The sequence below is a fragment of the Actinophytocola sp. genome, from assembly GCF_036002505.1.
In the GTDB taxonomy this organism is placed as follows: Bacteria; Actinomycetota; Actinomycetes; order Mycobacteriales; family Pseudonocardiaceae; genus DASYTH01.
Map to the genome: position 1 here is coordinate 80280 of NZ_DASYTH010000217.1, position 14655 is coordinate 94934.

The following is a 14655-nucleotide window of genomic DNA, read 5'->3' on the forward strand; positions in this document are numbered from 1 at the left end:
CATGCACAATCCCGCACAGTGGATGGAGAATCCCGTGCGTGGCCATGTGATGAAAGCGTCGTTCCTCGCACTGGGCGTGAGGAAAGACGCTTTCATCGCACCATCAAGCCTCGCCGAGGATCCGGTGCAGGGCGGCGACATGGCTCCGGTACGCGGATCGCCCGGACTTGGTGAGGCTGAGCCAGACCCGCTGCCGGGTGTCCCGCACGGCCCGGCGCTGGGCGACGTAGCCGGCGTCGGCGAGCACCGAGATGTGCTTGCTGAGCGCGGACTTGCTGACCCCGAGCACGGTCAGCAGGGTGCCGAACTCGACCTCGCGCACGGGGTCCAGCGTCGCGCAGATCCGCAGCCGCACCGGAGCGTGGATCACCTCGTTGAACCCGTCTCCGGCCGCCTGTCCGGCGGGCCGCTCGGTCTCCGGCAGTCGGCTCACCGGCGCGCGGCCCGGGCGCTCAGGGCGAACGCGCTACCCGCGAACAGCACGAACACCAGCACCGCGCCCACGATCGCCAACCACCCCAGGAACGCACTCGCCAGCATCACCGCGGTCGCCGGCCCGTACAGCACCGTCACCTCCGGCCACCGCATCGCGCTCCGCGTCCAACCTTCGCACACCCCGCGCGCCCGGCCCGCCGCGACGGTGAGCCGGAGGACGACCAAGGCCACCACGCCGACGCACGCGAGGCCCGCCCAGACCGGCAGCAGCATCGCCAGCGGCAGCACGGCCCACGCCGCGGCCCCACTCAGCCAGTACCACCTGGGATACCCGGCCCACGCCAATCGCGCCCGGCTCCGCTTCACCGATGCCAGCGCCACCGACGCCTCACCCGGGCTCACCGGTCCCTGTGTTTCCATATCGGCAACTGTAGAGTTTCCAACTTGGAAACACAAGAGGGCGTGCAACAGCCGGGCCGGTTGCGCCGTTGAGGTGTGCAACCACAGATCGGGAGTGGCCCATGGAGTTCGGTGAGTACGTGGTTCGGCGGCGGCCGGCGCTGATGCGCTTCGCCACGGCGCTGACCTGCCGGGCCTGGCTGGCCGAGGACCTGGTGAGTGACGTGCTGTGCCGGGCGTTCGAGCGGTGGGACCGGATCTCCGGGATGGCCGAGCCGTAGACAACTGGTATCTGTCCTGGCACCGGCGGGACGCGATGATCCGCCGCCTGGCCGGCCTGCCCCGGCGCCAGCGCGCGGCCGTGGTGCTGCGGTACTACGCCGGGCTGCCGGACGCCGAGATCGCCGCGGAGCTGGGCTGCCGGGAGACGACCGTGCGCAGCCAGATCTCCCGGGCACTCGCCACCCTCCGGGTCGATCTGGCCGCCAACCCCCGCAGCTACCAGGAGACGACATGACCGACCTGCACACCCTGACCGACGCCTTCACCGAGCTGGAACGGCGGGCCGACGCCGTCACCGCCGGGACGCCGTTCCCGCTCGCGCCGCGCCGCACGGAGCGGCCACGTTCCCGGCTGGTCCCGGTCGCCGCCACGGTCGTCGCGGTGGCCGGCCTGGCCGCCGGGGTGGCGCTGCTCGCCCCGGGCGACAATTCCGGCCCGCAGTCCGGTTCCGCACCGCCGGGCACCTCGACGATCACGCAACCCCCGACCACCTCGGCGAAGCCGCCCGCGATCCCGCGCACTCCCGAGGAGCTGGCCGACCGGTTCCGGGCCGCGCTCGGCGGCACCGCGACGTTCACCGTGACCGACAGCGGGGCCGGCGCGGCGGTGGTCACCCTGCCCCCTCCCCCGGCTCCGGGCCCCGCGGGCGGGCACCCGCCGGGCCGGTGCAGCGGACGAACGTGGGGGCATCCATCACCGGCACGCTGACCGCATCCGGCGTCACCGGCGGCTTCGACCTGTCGAGCTACCCCCTGATCACCGCGGAACGGTGCGACGTCCTGGACCCGGCCCACTGCACGATGCGCCGCCTCCCCGACGGCTCCTCGCTGATCATCGGCCGCGAGCCCCTAGAAGGCGCGCCGGGCAGCGTCAGCTATATGGCCGAGCTGCTGCGCGCCGACGGCGTCGACCTGATCCTGTACGTCAGCAACCAGCGCTCGCCCAAGGGCGCCAGCCAGAAGCTCGCCGCGCAACCTCCGCTGACCACCGACCAGCTGGCGGCGATCATCACCTCCGACCGCCTCTGACCCCTCAGCGGTCGACCCGGAGCCGCAGCGTGTCCGGACGCAGGCCGGGGGCCGTGGCGGTGAGGGTGAGATCGCCGGGGTGCTTGGCGGGGCGCAGGATCGCCAGCGCCTGGCCGTGCCAGGTGTGCCGGCGGGGCTGCTTGAAGCTGTCGACGTTGTGCGGGTTGCCGTTGCCGACGGCGGCGAGGCTGCCGGCGCCGCGGAGGTCGAACGACACCGGGAACACCGCGTCGGGAACGACCCGGCCGCGGCGGTCGACCACCTCGACGAGAACGTAGGCGAGGTCGTCGCGGCCGGTGGTGAGGTCGCGGATGTCCGGGGTGAGGCGCAACGCGACTGGTGCGCCCACCGTCCGGAGCGTCCGCCGGCCGATCTCCCGGCCGTCGCGGCTGGCGACCGCGTTCAGCTCGCCGGCCCGGTACGGCACGGTGAATGTGACCGCGGCCCAGTCCGCCGCCGTCACCGCGCGGCTGGCGATCTCGGTGCCGTTGAGCAGAATCCGCACGCTGTCGCCGCCGGTGTAGACGCGCACCTTCATCGGGTGGTCGGGCTCGACGTCCCAGGTCCAGCTCAGCAGCTCGTCGTAGTAGCCCCACCAGACCGCCGCCTGCTCGACGCCGGCCGGGACCGGGCGCTCCACCAGCAGCTCCACCGGGCTGAACCCGGACACCGCGGCCCGCCAGTAGTTCTGCGGCTTGCGCTGCCCGATCAGGTCGAAGTCGCCGCAGTTGGCCTGGAAGTACGGGTACGGGTAACCGAACCCACCCCAGCCGTGGTGCAGCAACCGGGAGGTCGACCAACCGGGCATGACGCTCTGGTCGCCGATGCCCGCCATGGTTCCCTCGGGCGGCATCAGGGTCTTGCCGATACCGGCCTCGCCGAGGTAGTCCCAGGCGGCCCAGACCCAGCACCCGACGGCCCAGGCGTTGTCCGCGGCGAACTTCGTGTCCTGGTAGACCGTCGCCGGGAAGGTCTCGTTGTGCGTCATCGCCTTCTCGGGATGGGCGGCGTGCATCTGGCCGTAGGTCTTGCCGTTGGCGTTGTAGTGCACGTCGCCGACGTCGACGTACTGCCAGGACGGGTCGTCCGCGGTGAACGTCGAGCCGCCGCCGAGGGTGACCGGGCGGGTCGGGTCGAGGGTGCGGAGCAGCGCCGCCAGCTCGGCGCCGCGCTGCCCGTTGGTCCGGTCGGTGATCTCGTTGCCCAGCGACCAGATCACGATGCTCGGGTGGTTGCGGTCGCGGAGTGTGGTGCCGGTCAGGTCCCGCTCCCACCACTCCGCGAAGAACTTCGAGTAGTCGTCCGGGTTCTTGCCGGTGTCCCACACGTCGAAGAACTCGTCCATCACCAGCATGCCCAGCCGGTCACAGGCGTCGAGGAACTCCGGGCTGGGCGGGTTGTGCGCGCAGCGGATCGAGTTGAAGCCGGCCGCCTTGAGGATCTCGACCCGGCGCTCCTCCGAGCGCCCCAGTGCCACCGCGCCCATCGGGCCGTGATCATGGTGGACGTTCCCGCCGATGATCTCGACCGACTGGCCGTTGAGCTGGAAGCCGACCTCGCCGTTCCACACGATCGAGCGGATGCCGAACGTGGTCGTGACCGTGTCGACGGTCCGGCCGCGCACGAGGATGTCCGCGCGCGCCGTGTAGAGGTTCGGCGAGTCCATCGACCAGAGCGCCGCGTGCTCGATCGGCAGGTCAAGCGAGGACACGGCCGTGGCGCCCGGCGCGAGATCCTGGGCGGGAGCCTGCCGGGTGGCGACCACGTGCCCGCGCGGGTCGCGCACGGTCACCCGGACCTCGCCGTTCGTGGCGCTGGTGCCGAGGTTGGCGACGGACACCTCGACGTGGGCCACCGACCGGCGCGGGTCCACCGTGGGCGTGGTGACGGAGACTCCCCACAGCGGGATGCGCACCGGGCCGGTGACCGTCAGCCAGGTGTGCCGGTGGATCCCGGAACCCGAGTACCAGCGGCTGTTCCGGCCGCTGTTGTCCACTTTGACCGCGAGCACGTTGGTCCCGGTGCGGTTCAGGTGCGGGGTCAGGTCGAACGCGAACGACGTGTAGCCGTAGGGGTGGAAGCCCAGATGCGTGCCGTTGAGCCAGAAGTCCGCGTTCTGGTAGACGCCGTCGAACCGCAGCTCCACCCGGCGCTCGCCGCCGGCGAGCTCGGGGAGGCGGAACTCCTTGCGGTACCAACCGATCCCGCCGACCGTGTAGCCGATCGAACCGCCGTTGGCGCTGTTCTGCGGGTCGAACGGGCCGATCACCGGCGGCGGCACCGGCTCGGTCGGCGGCACCTGGGTGGTGAGCAGCGAGGGGTCGGCGGTCAGGCTGCCGTCGGCGGGTGGGGCGTACGGGAGGTCCTCGATGCTCCAGTCGTGCGGAAGATCGAGCGCGCGCCACCCGCTGTCGTCGAACGCGGGCGCCTCCGCGCCGGCGGCGTCACCGCGGAGGAAGCGCCAGCCGTCGTCGAACAACCGTTCCCGGGCCGGCCCGCCCTCTGGGAGCGCTTCCGGATCGGCGCCGGCGACTGCCGGGTCGATGCCGAGCCCCAGCACACCCGCAGCCGCCGCGCCGAGCTGCATGGCCTGACGCCGCGTAACCCCCTGCCCCGTCATCGCCGTCATCCCCGTTCCACGGGCGTTTGAAATCCCGAACATCGTTCGACATGTTGGAAACTAACGAGCAGTATGGTGGAGGGCGCTCAGCGTGTCCAGGAACCGGAGGCGCGCTGCCGCACGATGATCTCGTGCACGTGCGCGTCCGGCGTGGCCGCCACGGCGGTGTGCACGACCTCGGCGATGGACTCCGGCCGGAGGTACTGATCCGGCTCGTACGCACCGCCTTCGTACTCGCGCACCGACCGCTGCATGTCCGTGGCCGTCCGTCCAGGATGGACAGAGGTGACCCGGAGCCCGTGCGGTTCCTCCTCGCCGCGCAGCACGTCGGCGTAGGCGGTCAGGGCGAACTTGCTGGCCGCGTAGGCGCCCCAGCCCGGGTTGGCCCGCAGCCCGGCGCCGGAGTTGATCAGGACCACATGACCGCGGGCCGCTCGCAGCGCCGGCAGCAGCAACCTGGTCAGCTCCGCCACCGCGATCACGTTGACCGTGAACGACTCCTGCCACCAGTCCGGCGGCGTCTCGGCCAGCGGGCCGAGCCGGGCCACCCCGGCCGAGTGCACCAGCACGTCCAGCCGGTCGATCCCGGAGGCCGCCTCGGCGAGCGCCGCGAAATCGGTCAGCTCCACCGGCCACGGCCGCGCCCACGGCAGGGTCTCGGCGGCGGCCCGCAACGCCTCGGCGTCCCGCCCGCCGAGCAACAGTTCGTGGCTGCCGCCCAGGCGCCGGGCGATCGCCGCGCCGATACCCCGGGACGCCCCGGTGACCAGGGCCAGCGGCCGGTAGCCCGCCCCTCCGGAATTATCTGCTGTGGTTGCGTCCCAGCGAATGGTGCGGTTCACGGGTTGATTGTGGCTGAGTGCCGTCACGGTCCCCTGAGGTTCTGTTGGTCGGCACGGCCGGTGGAGCTGGTCGGCGCCTCGGCGAGCGGGCGCCCGGCTGTCCTGAACCGCTTGTTCGGCAACGGAATCCGCCGGGTCTCCGCCGAGTGCGACGCCCGCAACACCGCGTCGGCCCGACTGCTCGAGCGCCTCGGGTTCCGCCGCGAGGGGCTCCGCATCGAGCACACCTGGATCAAGGGCGAGTGGACCGACGACCTGCTTTTCGGTCTCCTGGCCCGGGACTGGCCCGGATAAGGCGCGTCTCGGAAGTGGTGGCTGGGTTTGGTTCTGGGAGCGCGGGAGACGGCGGGGCAGTGCGGTCGCGTTGGCGAGTGGCAGTTTGGGCTGTGGCTGGGTTTAAGGAAGGCTTGGGAGGTGGGTGGGGGCTGGGGAGCCGTTGAGTCCTGTTGATCTTTCGGGTGTGGGGTCGGGGTAGGCCATGATCGCCGGTCTTGCCGGCAAGAACTCCACAGTCACCCACCCGTACCCCAGCTGCCCCACCAGCCCCACCCAGGCCGCGAAGCGGCCGCGGTCTTGGTCCTCGCCCCCGCCGCCCGGACACCGCAGCCCACCACCCCGCCCCGTCCCCCTCGTCCTTGCCTTCTTGAGACCCGACCACCCCGCCAACCAACCCGGACACGGGTTCATGATCCACTCCGTGCGGCGGCGAGCGGGCGGGCCGGCGGGGTAACCGGTGCCGGGCGCCGGCCGGGGAGGAACGCCGCAACCGCGAGGGCGACCAGCGCCGCGGCGGCGCCGATGCCCAGGACCACCCGGAAACCGTTCTGTGACGGCAAAGTGAGCGGCCCGAACCCGGTGGTGAGCTGAGCGAGGATGACCCCGGCCATGGCGCTGGAGATCGAGGTGCCGATGGCCCGCATGAGCGTGTTGAGGCTGTTCGCGGCCGCGGTCTCGGAGACCGGCACGGCGGCCATGATCAGGGTCGGCATGGCGCCGTAGGCGAGGCCGATGCCGGCGCCGATGACCGAGGAGACCAGCACGAGCTGCCAGACGGCGGACATCAGCACGACGCCGAGCGCGTAGCCGGCGGCGACCACGACGGCGCCGAGCATGAGGGTCACCTTGGGGCCGCGGGTTTTCGAGATGCGCGCGGACAGCGGGGCGAAGGCCATCATCACCAGCCCGGACGGTCCGAGCACCAGGCCCACGGCGAGCATGCTCTGGCCGAGGCCGTAGCCGGTGGCCTCCGGCAGCTGCAGCAGTTGCGGCAGCACCAGGGACATGGCGAACATCGCGAACCCGAACACCGCTGAGGCCAGGTTGGTCAGCAGCACCTGTCGGCCGGCGGTGACCCGCAGATCCACCAGCGGCGCGGCGTGCCGCAGCTCCCACCAGCCCCAGGCCAGCAGCACGGCGGTGGCCATCCCGAACAGGCCCTCGACCCGCCCGCTGTCCCAGCCCCAGTCGCCGCCCTTGGAGATCGCCAGCAGCAGGGCCACCAACCCGGCGGACAGCCCGGCCGCCCCCACCACGTCGAACCGCCCGCCGGTACGCACCGACGACTCCGGCACGAACGTCACCACGAGCACCGTGGCGAGCACGCCCATCCCGGCCGAGGTCCAGAACAGCACGTGCCAGTCGGCGTACTCGGCCAGCAGCGCCGCCGCCGGCAGGCCCAGCGCGCCACCCACCCCGAGCGAGGCGCTCATCAGCGCGGTGGCGCCGCCGAGCCGCTCGGCCGGCAGCTCGTCGCGCATGATGCTGATCCCGAGCGCGATCACCCCGGACGAGAGCCCCTGCAGCGTCCGCCCGATCACCATCGGGACCAGCGCGTCGGACAGCCCGCACACCACCGACCCGGCGACCAGCAGACCCAGGCTGACCAGCAGCATCCGCCGCTTGCCGTACATGTCGCCCAGCCGCCCCATCACCGGCGTGGCCACGGCGCCGGCGAGCAGCGTCGCGGTGATCGCCCAGGTCGCGTCCGACGCGGAGGCGTGCAGCAGTTTCGGCAGCTCCGGGATCAGCGGGATGACCAGCGTCTGCATCAGCGCGACGACGATCCCGGCGAACGCCAGCACCGGGACGACGGCGCCGGTTCGCGGCGTGCCGGCCACCCCGGCGGGCTGGGTCTGGGCTTCGGGCACGGCACGGCCTCCGAATCGTGTGGACAATTTAAGTCAGTCGCTTGACTTAAAGTATCGGCCGCGGTTATCTGGTTTGGGTAGGGCGAAGGAGCGTGCGATGAGTCACAGCACCAGAACACCGCGGGCCGACACGACCCGCGAGCGGATCCTCACCTCGGCCGAGCGGCTCTTCGCCGAGCACGGCGTGTTCGCGGTGTCCAACCGCCAGGTCAGCGAGGCCGCGGGGCAGGGCAACAACGCCGCGGTCGGGTACCACTTCGGCACCAAGACCGACCTGATCCGGGCGATCATCCGCCGGCAGGCCGAGCCGATCGAGCGGATCCGGGAGCGGATGCTGGCCGAGATCGGCGACTCCACGGAACTGCGGTACTGGGTGGCCTGCCTGGTCCGCCCGGTCACCACCCCACTGTCCGAAGTCGACGGTCCGACGTGGTTCGCCCGGTTCAGCGCCCAGGTGATGACCGAGCCCGCGCTCCGCGAGATCGTCATCGCCGAGGCGCTCAACTCCCCCGCGCTGCAAGGGATTCTCGACGGCCTGAACCGCTGCCTGCCCGCGCTGCCGGCCGAGGTGCGAGCCGAGCGGTTCGACATGTCCCGCCACCTGATCGTGCACATGTGCGCGGAGCGGGAGCGCGCCATCGCCGAGGGCACCCCCACGCCCCGGTCCAGCTGGCGGGACACGGGCACCGGGTTGATCGACGCGATCGTCGGGTTGTGGCGGGCACCGGTCACTCATCACTCACGGGAGGGAATGTCATGACCACCACCGAGTTTCCGGAGTTCCCGATGCCCAGGGCCGCGGGGTGCCCGTACGACCCGCCCCCGGCCCTGCACGCCCTGCTGCGCGCCGACCCGATCACCCGGGTCCGCCTGTGGGACGGCAGCACGCCGTGGCTGGTCACCCGCTACGCCGATCAGCGCGCGCTGCTGGCCGACCCCAGGATGAGCTCCGACCCGGGCCAGCCCGGCTACCCGAGCCCGCTCGCGGTCGACCGGCGAGCCTCGACGATCAGCTTCATCCTGATGGACGACCCCGAGCACGCCCGGCTGCGGCGGATGGTGATGGCGCCGTTCACCGTGCGCCGGGTGGAGACCATGCGGCCGGCCGTGCAGCGGATCGTCGACGACCTGACCGACGCCTTGCTGGCCGGCCCCACCCCGGTGGACCTGGTGCCGGCGTTCGCCCTGCCGGTGCCCTCCCTGGTGATCTGCATGCTGCTCGGCGTCCCGTACGCCGACCACGACTTCTTCCAGCGGCAGAGCCAGACCATCATCAACCGGGACACGACGCCGGAGCAGCGCGGCGAGGCCATGGGCGCTCTGGTCGGCTACCTGGACGGTCTGGTGGGCGACAAGCTCGCCAGCCCGTCCGACGACCTGCTGTCCGGGTTGGCCGAGCGGGTCCGGGCCGGCGAGCTGACCCGGCCGGAAGCCGCGCAGATGGGGATGCTGCTGCTGATCGCCGGGCACGAGACGACCGCGAACATGATCGCCCTGGGTACCTTGGCGCTGCTGGAGAATCCCGACCAGCTGGCCCTGCTGCGGGCCGCCGCCGACCCGGTGGTGGTCGCCGGCGCGGTCGAGGAGCTGCTGCGCTACCTCAACATCACGCACACCGGCCGGCGGCGCACGGCGCTGACCGACATCGAGTATGCCGGGCAGATCATCCGCGCCGGCGAGGGCGTGATCTTCCCCAACGACGTCGCCAACCGGGACCCCGGCGCCTTCGCCGGCGACCCGGACCGCCTGGACCTGCGCCGCGACTCCCGCCGGCACATCGCGTTCGGCTACGGCGTGCACCAGTGCCTGGGCCAGCCGCTGGCCCGGCTGGAGCTGCAGGTCGTCTACGGCACCCTCTACCGCCGCATCCCCACCCTGCGGCTGGCCGTGGACCGGGCCAGGATTCCGTTCAAACACGACGGTTCCGTCTACGGTGTCTACGAACTCCCGGTCACCTGGAGCACCACATGAACCTCACCAGCCACCTCGTGCAGCGCATGCTGCGCCTGCCGCCGCCGCTGACCCGGGATCTTGCTGTCCGGCGCGACCTGCGGGTACCGATGCGCGACGGGGTCGAGCTGCTCGCCGACCACTGGGCACCGCGAGTCGGGCCCGCCGGCCTGCCGACCGCGCTCATCCGCACGCCGTACGGCCGGCGGGGCCTCTTCGCCGCGCAGCTGGCCCGGCCGCTGGCCGAGCGCGGGTTCCAGGTGCTGATCCAGAGCACCCGCGGCGGGTTCGGCTCCGGCGGCGCCTTCGACCCGCTGCGCGGCGAGCGCGAGGACGGCCTGGCCACGCTGGACTGGGTGGTCGAGCAGCCGTGGTTCGGCGAGGCGATCGTGCTGTACGGGGCCAGCTACCTCGGCTACGTCCAGTGGGCGGTGGCCGACCAGCTGCCGCCGGCGGTCAGGGCGATGGTCCCGCAGGTCACCGAGTCGGCCCTGACGCTGGAGTTCCTCCGCGCGGACGGGTTCTCCCTGGAGACGCCGTTCGGCTGGGGCGTGATGGTCGCCGGCCAGGAGCGCCGGTGGGCGATGCCGCGCCAGGTGCTGACGGCCCGGAAGGTGCGCCGCGCCCTGCACACGCTTCCGCTCAGCCAGGCCGATGTCGCCGCCCTCGGCCGCCACTTCGGCTACACACAGGACATTCTCGCGCACGACGCCGGCACTCCGCGGTGGGCGGGGATCGACCACAGCCACCGGGTCGCCGGCGGCACCGTGCCGGTCAGCTCGATCGCCGGCTGGTACGACGTCTTCCTGCCCGGCCAGCTCCGGGATTTCCGGGCACTGCAGGACGCCGGCCGGCCCGCCCGGCTCACGGTCGGCCCGTGGTCGCACACCTCCCCGGGAAGCTGGCCGGTCGCGGCGCACGAGATGCTCGAGTTCGGGCTGGCCCACGCCCGCGGCGAGCAATCGCCCGACCGCGCCCCGGTGCGCCTGTTCGTGACGGGCGACGAGCGGTGGCGCGACTTCCCGTCCTGGCCGCCGCCCGGGTACTCGCCACAGCGCTTCCACCTCCACCCCGGCGGCATCCTGGACGCCGATCCGCCCGGCGGGTCGGACCCGGACCGCTACCGCTACGACCCGGCCGACCCCACCCCGGCGGCCGGCGGGGTCCGGATGGCTCTGGGCGTCAAGGCCGGCCCCGTCGACAACACCACGCTCGAGGCCCGGCCGGACGTGCTGACCTACACCACCGCGGTGCTCGACGCCGGCGTCGAGGTGGTCGGCGAGATCACCGCCGAGATCTGGTTCCGCTCCAGCCTGCCCTACGCCGACGTGTTCGTCCGGCTCTGCGACGTGGACCCACGCGGCCGCTCCACCAACGTGTGCGACGGCCTGGTCAGCCTGACCGGCGCCGGGGAGACCTCCCGGGCGACCGTGCGGCTGTGGCCGGCGGCGCACCTTTTCCAGCCCGGCCACCGGATCCGGATCCAGGTCTCCAGCGGCGCCTTCCCGCGCTACAACCGCAATCCCGGCACCGGCGACCCCCGGGCCACCGCGGTCACCCTGCGCGCCGCGGACCAGCAGGTGTTCCACGACCCCGAGCACCCCTCGACGATCATCCTCCCGGTCCGCCGCTCACCGTAGGAACGTGTCACGGTTCCGTTCCAGGAACTGGCGCAGTGACGTGGCCGGTCGTCCGGTCACCGTCTCGATGTTGTCGTAGATACCGGTCGGATCGGTCAGCGAGCCGTTGGCTACGCGCTCGAGATAATTGCGGACACTGCGCAGGTAGATGGGATCGTAGCCGGCCGCGACCAATTGCTTGTAAAAGACCTCCGGTTTCGCCGGCTCGTACCGCCAGGGCTGTCCGGTTGTCTCGCCGAGCAGCTTGGCGATCTCGGTGGCCGACGCGGCCTCGGCGGCGAGGTGGTAGACCCGTCCGTGGTGTGGCTTCGGGTCACGCAGCACCGTGGCCGCAACAGCGGCGATGTCGCCGATATCCACCCAGTTCGTCCACCCGTCACCGATGAAGTGGGTGAGTACGCCGGATGCCGCGACGCTGAGCCGCAGATTCTGCATGAAACTGCTTGGCCGCAAATTCGTGAACCCGAGCCCGGAGCGCTCGACGTACGCCTCGACAAGCTGATGCCAGGTGTTGTATTCGATGGTGCTGTCGTCGGCGGCGGAGGCGCCGAGATGGACCAGGTGGGACACTCCCGCCGCATTCGCCGCATCGACGGCGACCTTGGATTGGGCGAGCATCCGTACGTGATAACCGGTGAGCAGAAAAGCCCTGTCGATGCCCTCGAAAATCGGCTGGACAGCGCTGCGCCCGCCCATCTCCGCGTCGTCCAGATCGAGATGACGCACCTCGATCCCGCGTTCCCGCAGCGAGCGAGCCACCTCTTGTTGGCGGGTGGCACCGACCACCCGAAGCAGCCCCACCCGGTGATCGGGAACCAGTTCGTCGATGAGCGCCGAGCCGACAGCTCCGCTGGCTCCGATGACCAGAATGGCCGGTGAGAACATGCCCTTCCCCCTTTGTTGTCGAGTCGAACTCGGTGTGCCGACCCGGCCTACCGGCGCCACGCCGCCACGGCGCCCACGGCGTACTCGGCGAAGGTCACCGGCGGCCGCCCGGTCACCTCGAGGACGTCGTCGTTGTGCACCCCGAGCGCGCCGCTGCTCATGGCGTAGGCGAAGAGCCGGCTGTTGTGCTCGGCGGTCCCGGGTGGCGCGCCCGCGGCGATGAGCTCGTCGCGCAGCCGGGTGTGGTCCGTCTCGACATATCCGATGGACCGTCCCGTGGCCGCCGAAATGTGCTCGGCGACCTGCGTCAGCGTCAGCGCCTCGGGGCCCATCGGGGCGTATGCCCTGCCTCCGTGCCCGTCCTCGGTCAGCGCGACGGCCGCCACGGCGCCGATGTCCTCGGTCGACACGAAGCTCACCAGCCCGTCGCCGCCCGGCATGGCGATCTCGTCCCGCTCGCGGATGCTCTCAGCCGCACCGATGTAGTGAAATTCCGAGAAGTTCTGCATGAAGGCGCCCGGCCGCAGGATCGTGTACGGCACGCCGGAGGACTCGACGGCCAGCTCGATGCCGCGCAGCGGGTCGTCCGCCGGCGCCTGGTCCACGCCGTACGTGGACATCAGCACGACTCGCCGGACGCCGGCCCCGGCCGCGCCGTCGAGCAGAGCGTGAACCCAGCCGGCGTGCTCCGCCTGCGGGATGCCGCCGGTGACGACGTAGATCGCCGCCACGCCCTTCCGCGCGGCCTCGTAGGTGCCGCTGTCGGTCCAGTCGAAGGGGACCGGCTCGACGCCCGGGCGCGGCGCGCCGGGCGACCGGTTGGCGGCGCGGACGGTCACGTCCCGGCGGGTGAGCAGCGGGATCAGACGCCGCCCGACCTTGCCGGTCGGACCTGTTACCAGGACGGTCGACCTCACGTGCGCCTCCGATGATCGATGCTTCCCCGTAGCCCCGACCATATCCGCGTCCGGTGGGTCGAACCATGACGGTTTTCGTCTCTGAGATATCCGATCAGCTCAGCGGATGTAGTCTCGCGCCATGACGGCCACGCCCGAACTCTTCCGATCGCGTGTCCCCGCCAGTACCAGTGACGTCGTCGCCGACCTCGTGACCGACGTCGTCGCCGCCACCTACGGCAGCACCGTCGTGCACAGCCGCAACCGCCTGCACAGCCCTTGGGGGTTGGAGGTCTCGTCGGGAGAGGTCGCCAGCATCCATGTGATCACGACCGGGACATGCTGGCTCGTGGTCGACGGCGGCGAGCCGATCCACCTCGCGCAGAACGACGTGGTCCTCGTGCCGTTCGGGCACCAGCACGCGCTCATCGACACGCCGGGCCGCTCGCCCAGGCCCGCGGAGGAGCTGCTCGGCGGCCCCCTGGGACACGGGACGCCGCGCGAGCTGGTGATCGACGGGCCGGGACCGGTGACGGGGATGCTGTGCGGCGGCTTCCTGCCCGTGCCCGGACCCCGGCACCCGCTCACGGCGTTGCTGCCCCCGGTCGTGCACATTCCGGCCGCGGCTGCCGGCGGTCCCGCTATGGCCGCGACGGTCGAGTTGCTGGCGGTGGAGACCGACCGGGCCTATCCGAGCGGGCGGGCTGTGGTGGAGTCGCTGCTCAAACTGCTCCACGCCTACATCCTGCGGGCATGGTTCGCCCGGCAGGACCCGGCCGAGGGCGGCTGGCTGCGGGCGCTCCACGATCCCCCCGTCGGCGGCGCCCTGGCGCTCATCCACAGCGACCCGGCCCGACCATGGACGGTGCCCTCGCTCGCCCGCAGCGTGGGTGTACCGCGTGCCACCTTCGGCCGCCGGTTCACGGCGCTGACCGGCCAGGCGCCCATGACCTACGTGACCATGTGGCGGATGACGGTGGCCGCCCGGCTGCTGCGCGAGCGGAAGGCACCCTTGCGGGACATCGCGCAACAGGTCGGATACCACTCCGAGTACGCCTTCGCCCGCACGTTCAAGCGCATCCACGGTCAAGCGCCCGGCCGCTACCGAGCCGCAGCCCTGAGGCAGGCCGAGCCGTAACCAAGTCCACTGAGGACGAGGCCGCTATCCGCCGAGGCCGAGGAGGCGGGCGGCGTTGTGCTTGAGGATGCGGGGGCGGACGTCGGGTTTGATGTCGAGCGCGGCGAAGTCGGTGAGCCAGCGGTCCGGGGTGATGACCGGGTAGTCGGAGCCGAAGAGGACCTTGTCCTTGAGCAGCGTGTTGGCGTAGCGGACGAGCTGCGGCGGGAAGTACTTGGGAGACCAGCCGGACAGGTCGATGTGGACCAGCGGCTTGTGCGTGGCGATGGCCAGAGCCTCGTCCTGCCAAGGAAATGACGGGTGCGCGATGATGATCTTGAGGTCCGGGAAGTCCGCGGCAACGTCGTCGAGCGCGAGCGGGTTGGCGTACTTGAGGCGGATGCCGCCGCCGCC

General features: G+C 71.7%; 15 protein-coding genes and 1 pseudogene. 8 read left to right on the top strand and 8 right to left on the bottom strand.

What is annotated here, in order from left to right; translation table 11 throughout:
- Positions 1-103: 103 nt before the first annotated feature.
- Complete coding sequence (locus tag VGR06_RS18820) at positions 104-433, bottom strand: transcriptional regulator (RefSeq protein ID WP_327560396.1); 330 nt, start codon at positions 431-433, stop codon at positions 104-106.
- Entirely contained in the window at positions 430-855 is a 426-nt protein-coding gene (locus VGR06_RS18825) for a hypothetical protein (RefSeq protein ID WP_327560397.1), read from the bottom strand. Before VGR06_RS18825 ends, VGR06_RS18820 begins: the two co-directional genes overlap by 4 nt.
- A gap of 101 nt (positions 856-956) precedes the next feature.
- On the opposite strand from VGR06_RS18825, the pseudogene VGR06_RS18830 reads away from it, so the two are divergent.
- From VGR06_RS18830 to VGR06_RS18840, 3 genes and pseudogenes are all read left to right on the top strand, one after another.
- A pseudogene (locus VGR06_RS18830) lies at positions 957-1351 on the top strand (sigma-70 family RNA polymerase sigma factor).
- Positions 1348-1824, top strand: coding sequence for a hypothetical protein (locus VGR06_RS18835; RefSeq protein ID WP_327560398.1), 477 nt, complete (start codon positions 1348-1350; stop codon positions 1822-1824). The pseudogene VGR06_RS18830 and the gene VGR06_RS18835 overlap by 4 nt, the downstream one beginning before the upstream one ends.
- Positions 1797-2144 (top strand): hypothetical protein, encoded by a 348-nt coding sequence (locus VGR06_RS18840; RefSeq protein WP_327560399.1) that lies wholly within the window; start codon positions 1797-1799, stop codon positions 2142-2144. The genes VGR06_RS18835 and VGR06_RS18840 overlap by 28 nt, the downstream gene beginning before the upstream one ends.
- Positions 2145-2148: 4 nt before the next feature.
- Here VGR06_RS18840 and VGR06_RS18845 read toward each other — a convergent pair whose 3' ends face one another.
- Entirely contained in the window at positions 2149-4773 is a 2625-nt protein-coding gene (locus VGR06_RS18845) for a glycoside hydrolase family 2 TIM barrel-domain containing protein (RefSeq protein ID WP_327560400.1), read from the bottom strand.
- 77 nt (positions 4774-4850) lie between these two features.
- The gene (locus VGR06_RS18850; protein ID WP_327560401.1) at positions 4851-5606 is read right to left on the bottom strand and encodes an SDR family oxidoreductase; all 756 of its coding nucleotides are present in this window, start codon (positions 5604-5606) and stop codon (positions 4851-4853) included.
- 111 nt (positions 5607-5717) lie between these two features.
- Here VGR06_RS18850 and VGR06_RS18855 point away from each other — a divergent pair, with 111 nt between their 5' ends.
- Positions 5718-5900 carry a GNAT family protein gene (locus VGR06_RS18855; protein ID WP_327560402.1) on the top strand — a complete coding sequence of 61 codons (183 nt, stop codon included), beginning with the start codon at positions 5718-5720 and terminating at the stop codon, positions 5898-5900.
- 389 nt (positions 5901-6289) lie between these two features.
- Here the strand turns inward: VGR06_RS18855 and VGR06_RS18860 are convergent, their stop codons facing one another.
- Positions 6290-7753, bottom strand: a complete 1464-nt coding sequence (locus tag VGR06_RS18860; protein ID WP_327560403.1) for an MFS transporter — start codon at positions 7751-7753, stop codon at positions 6290-6292.
- Between the two features lie 97 nt (positions 7754-7850).
- Here VGR06_RS18860 and VGR06_RS18865 point away from each other — a divergent pair, with 97 nt between their 5' ends.
- Genes VGR06_RS18865 through VGR06_RS18875 form a run of 3 tightly spaced genes read left to right on the top strand, consistent with a single transcriptional unit; the run spans position 7851 to position 11343 of the window.
- The gene (locus VGR06_RS18865; RefSeq protein WP_327560404.1) at positions 7851-8513 is read left to right on the top strand and encodes a TetR/AcrR family transcriptional regulator; all 663 of its coding nucleotides are present in this window, start codon (positions 7851-7853) and stop codon (positions 8511-8513) included.
- The gene (locus tag VGR06_RS18870) at positions 8510-9724 is read left to right on the top strand and encodes a cytochrome P450 (protein ID WP_327560405.1); all 1215 of its coding nucleotides are present in this window, start codon (positions 8510-8512) and stop codon (positions 9722-9724) included. Before VGR06_RS18865 ends, VGR06_RS18870 begins: the two co-directional genes overlap by 4 nt.
- Positions 9721-11343, top strand: a complete 1623-nt coding sequence (locus VGR06_RS18875) for a CocE/NonD family hydrolase (protein ID WP_327560406.1) — start codon at positions 9721-9723, stop codon at positions 11341-11343. Before VGR06_RS18870 ends, VGR06_RS18875 begins: the two co-directional genes overlap by 4 nt.
- On the opposite strand, the gene VGR06_RS18880 is transcribed toward VGR06_RS18875, so the two are convergent.
- Both VGR06_RS18880 and VGR06_RS18885 read right to left on the bottom strand, forming a co-directional pair.
- The gene (locus tag VGR06_RS18880; RefSeq protein ID WP_327560407.1) at positions 11335-12228 is read right to left on the bottom strand and encodes an NmrA family NAD(P)-binding protein; all 894 of its coding nucleotides are present in this window, start codon (positions 12226-12228) and stop codon (positions 11335-11337) included. The genes VGR06_RS18875 and VGR06_RS18880 overlap by 9 nt on opposite strands.
- A gap of 47 nt (positions 12229-12275) precedes the next feature.
- Entirely contained in the window at positions 12276-13145 is an 870-nt protein-coding gene (locus VGR06_RS18885; protein ID WP_327560408.1) for an NmrA family NAD(P)-binding protein, read from the bottom strand.
- A 121-nt stretch (positions 13146-13266) separates the two neighbouring features.
- On the opposite strand from VGR06_RS18885, the gene VGR06_RS18890 reads away from it, so the two are divergent.
- Positions 13267-14262, top strand: a complete 996-nt coding sequence (locus VGR06_RS18890; RefSeq protein WP_327560409.1) for an AraC family transcriptional regulator — start codon at positions 13267-13269, stop codon at positions 14260-14262.
- Positions 14263-14286: 24 nt separating this feature from the next.
- On the opposite strand, the gene VGR06_RS18895 is transcribed toward VGR06_RS18890, so the two are convergent.
- Positions 14287-14655 (bottom strand): amidohydrolase family protein (locus VGR06_RS18895; protein ID WP_327560410.1); only part of this gene is annotated, 369 nt, incomplete at its 5' end.

Bases quoted from the DNA above. Each gene is read 5' to 3' on its own strand.
- VGR06_RS18835 (WP_327560398.1), top strand. From the start codon at position 1,348: ATGACCGACCTGCACACCCTGACCGACGCCTTCACCGAGCTGGAACGG.
- VGR06_RS18870 (WP_327560405.1), top strand. From the start codon at position 8,510: ATGACCACCACCGAGTTTCCGGAGTTCCCGATGCCCAGGGCCGCGGGG.
- VGR06_RS18865 (WP_327560404.1), top strand. From the start codon at position 7,851: ATGAGTCACAGCACCAGAACACCGCGGGCCGACACGACCCGCGAGCGG.
- VGR06_RS18825 (WP_327560397.1), bottom strand. From the start codon at position 855: ATGGAAACACAGGGACCGGTGAGCCCGGGTGAGGCGTCGGTGGCGCTG.
- VGR06_RS18880 (WP_327560407.1), bottom strand. From the start codon at position 12,228: ATGTTCTCACCGGCCATTCTGGTCATCGGAGCCAGCGGAGCTGTCGGC.
- VGR06_RS18875 (WP_327560406.1), top strand. From the start codon at position 9,721: ATGAACCTCACCAGCCACCTCGTGCAGCGCATGCTGCGCCTGCCGCCG.
- VGR06_RS18845 (WP_327560400.1), bottom strand. From the start codon at position 4,773: ATGACGGCGATGACGGGGCAGGGGGTTACGCGGCGTCAGGCCATGCAG.
- VGR06_RS18890 (WP_327560409.1), top strand. From the start codon at position 13,267: ATGACGGCCACGCCCGAACTCTTCCGATCGCGTGTCCCCGCCAGTACC.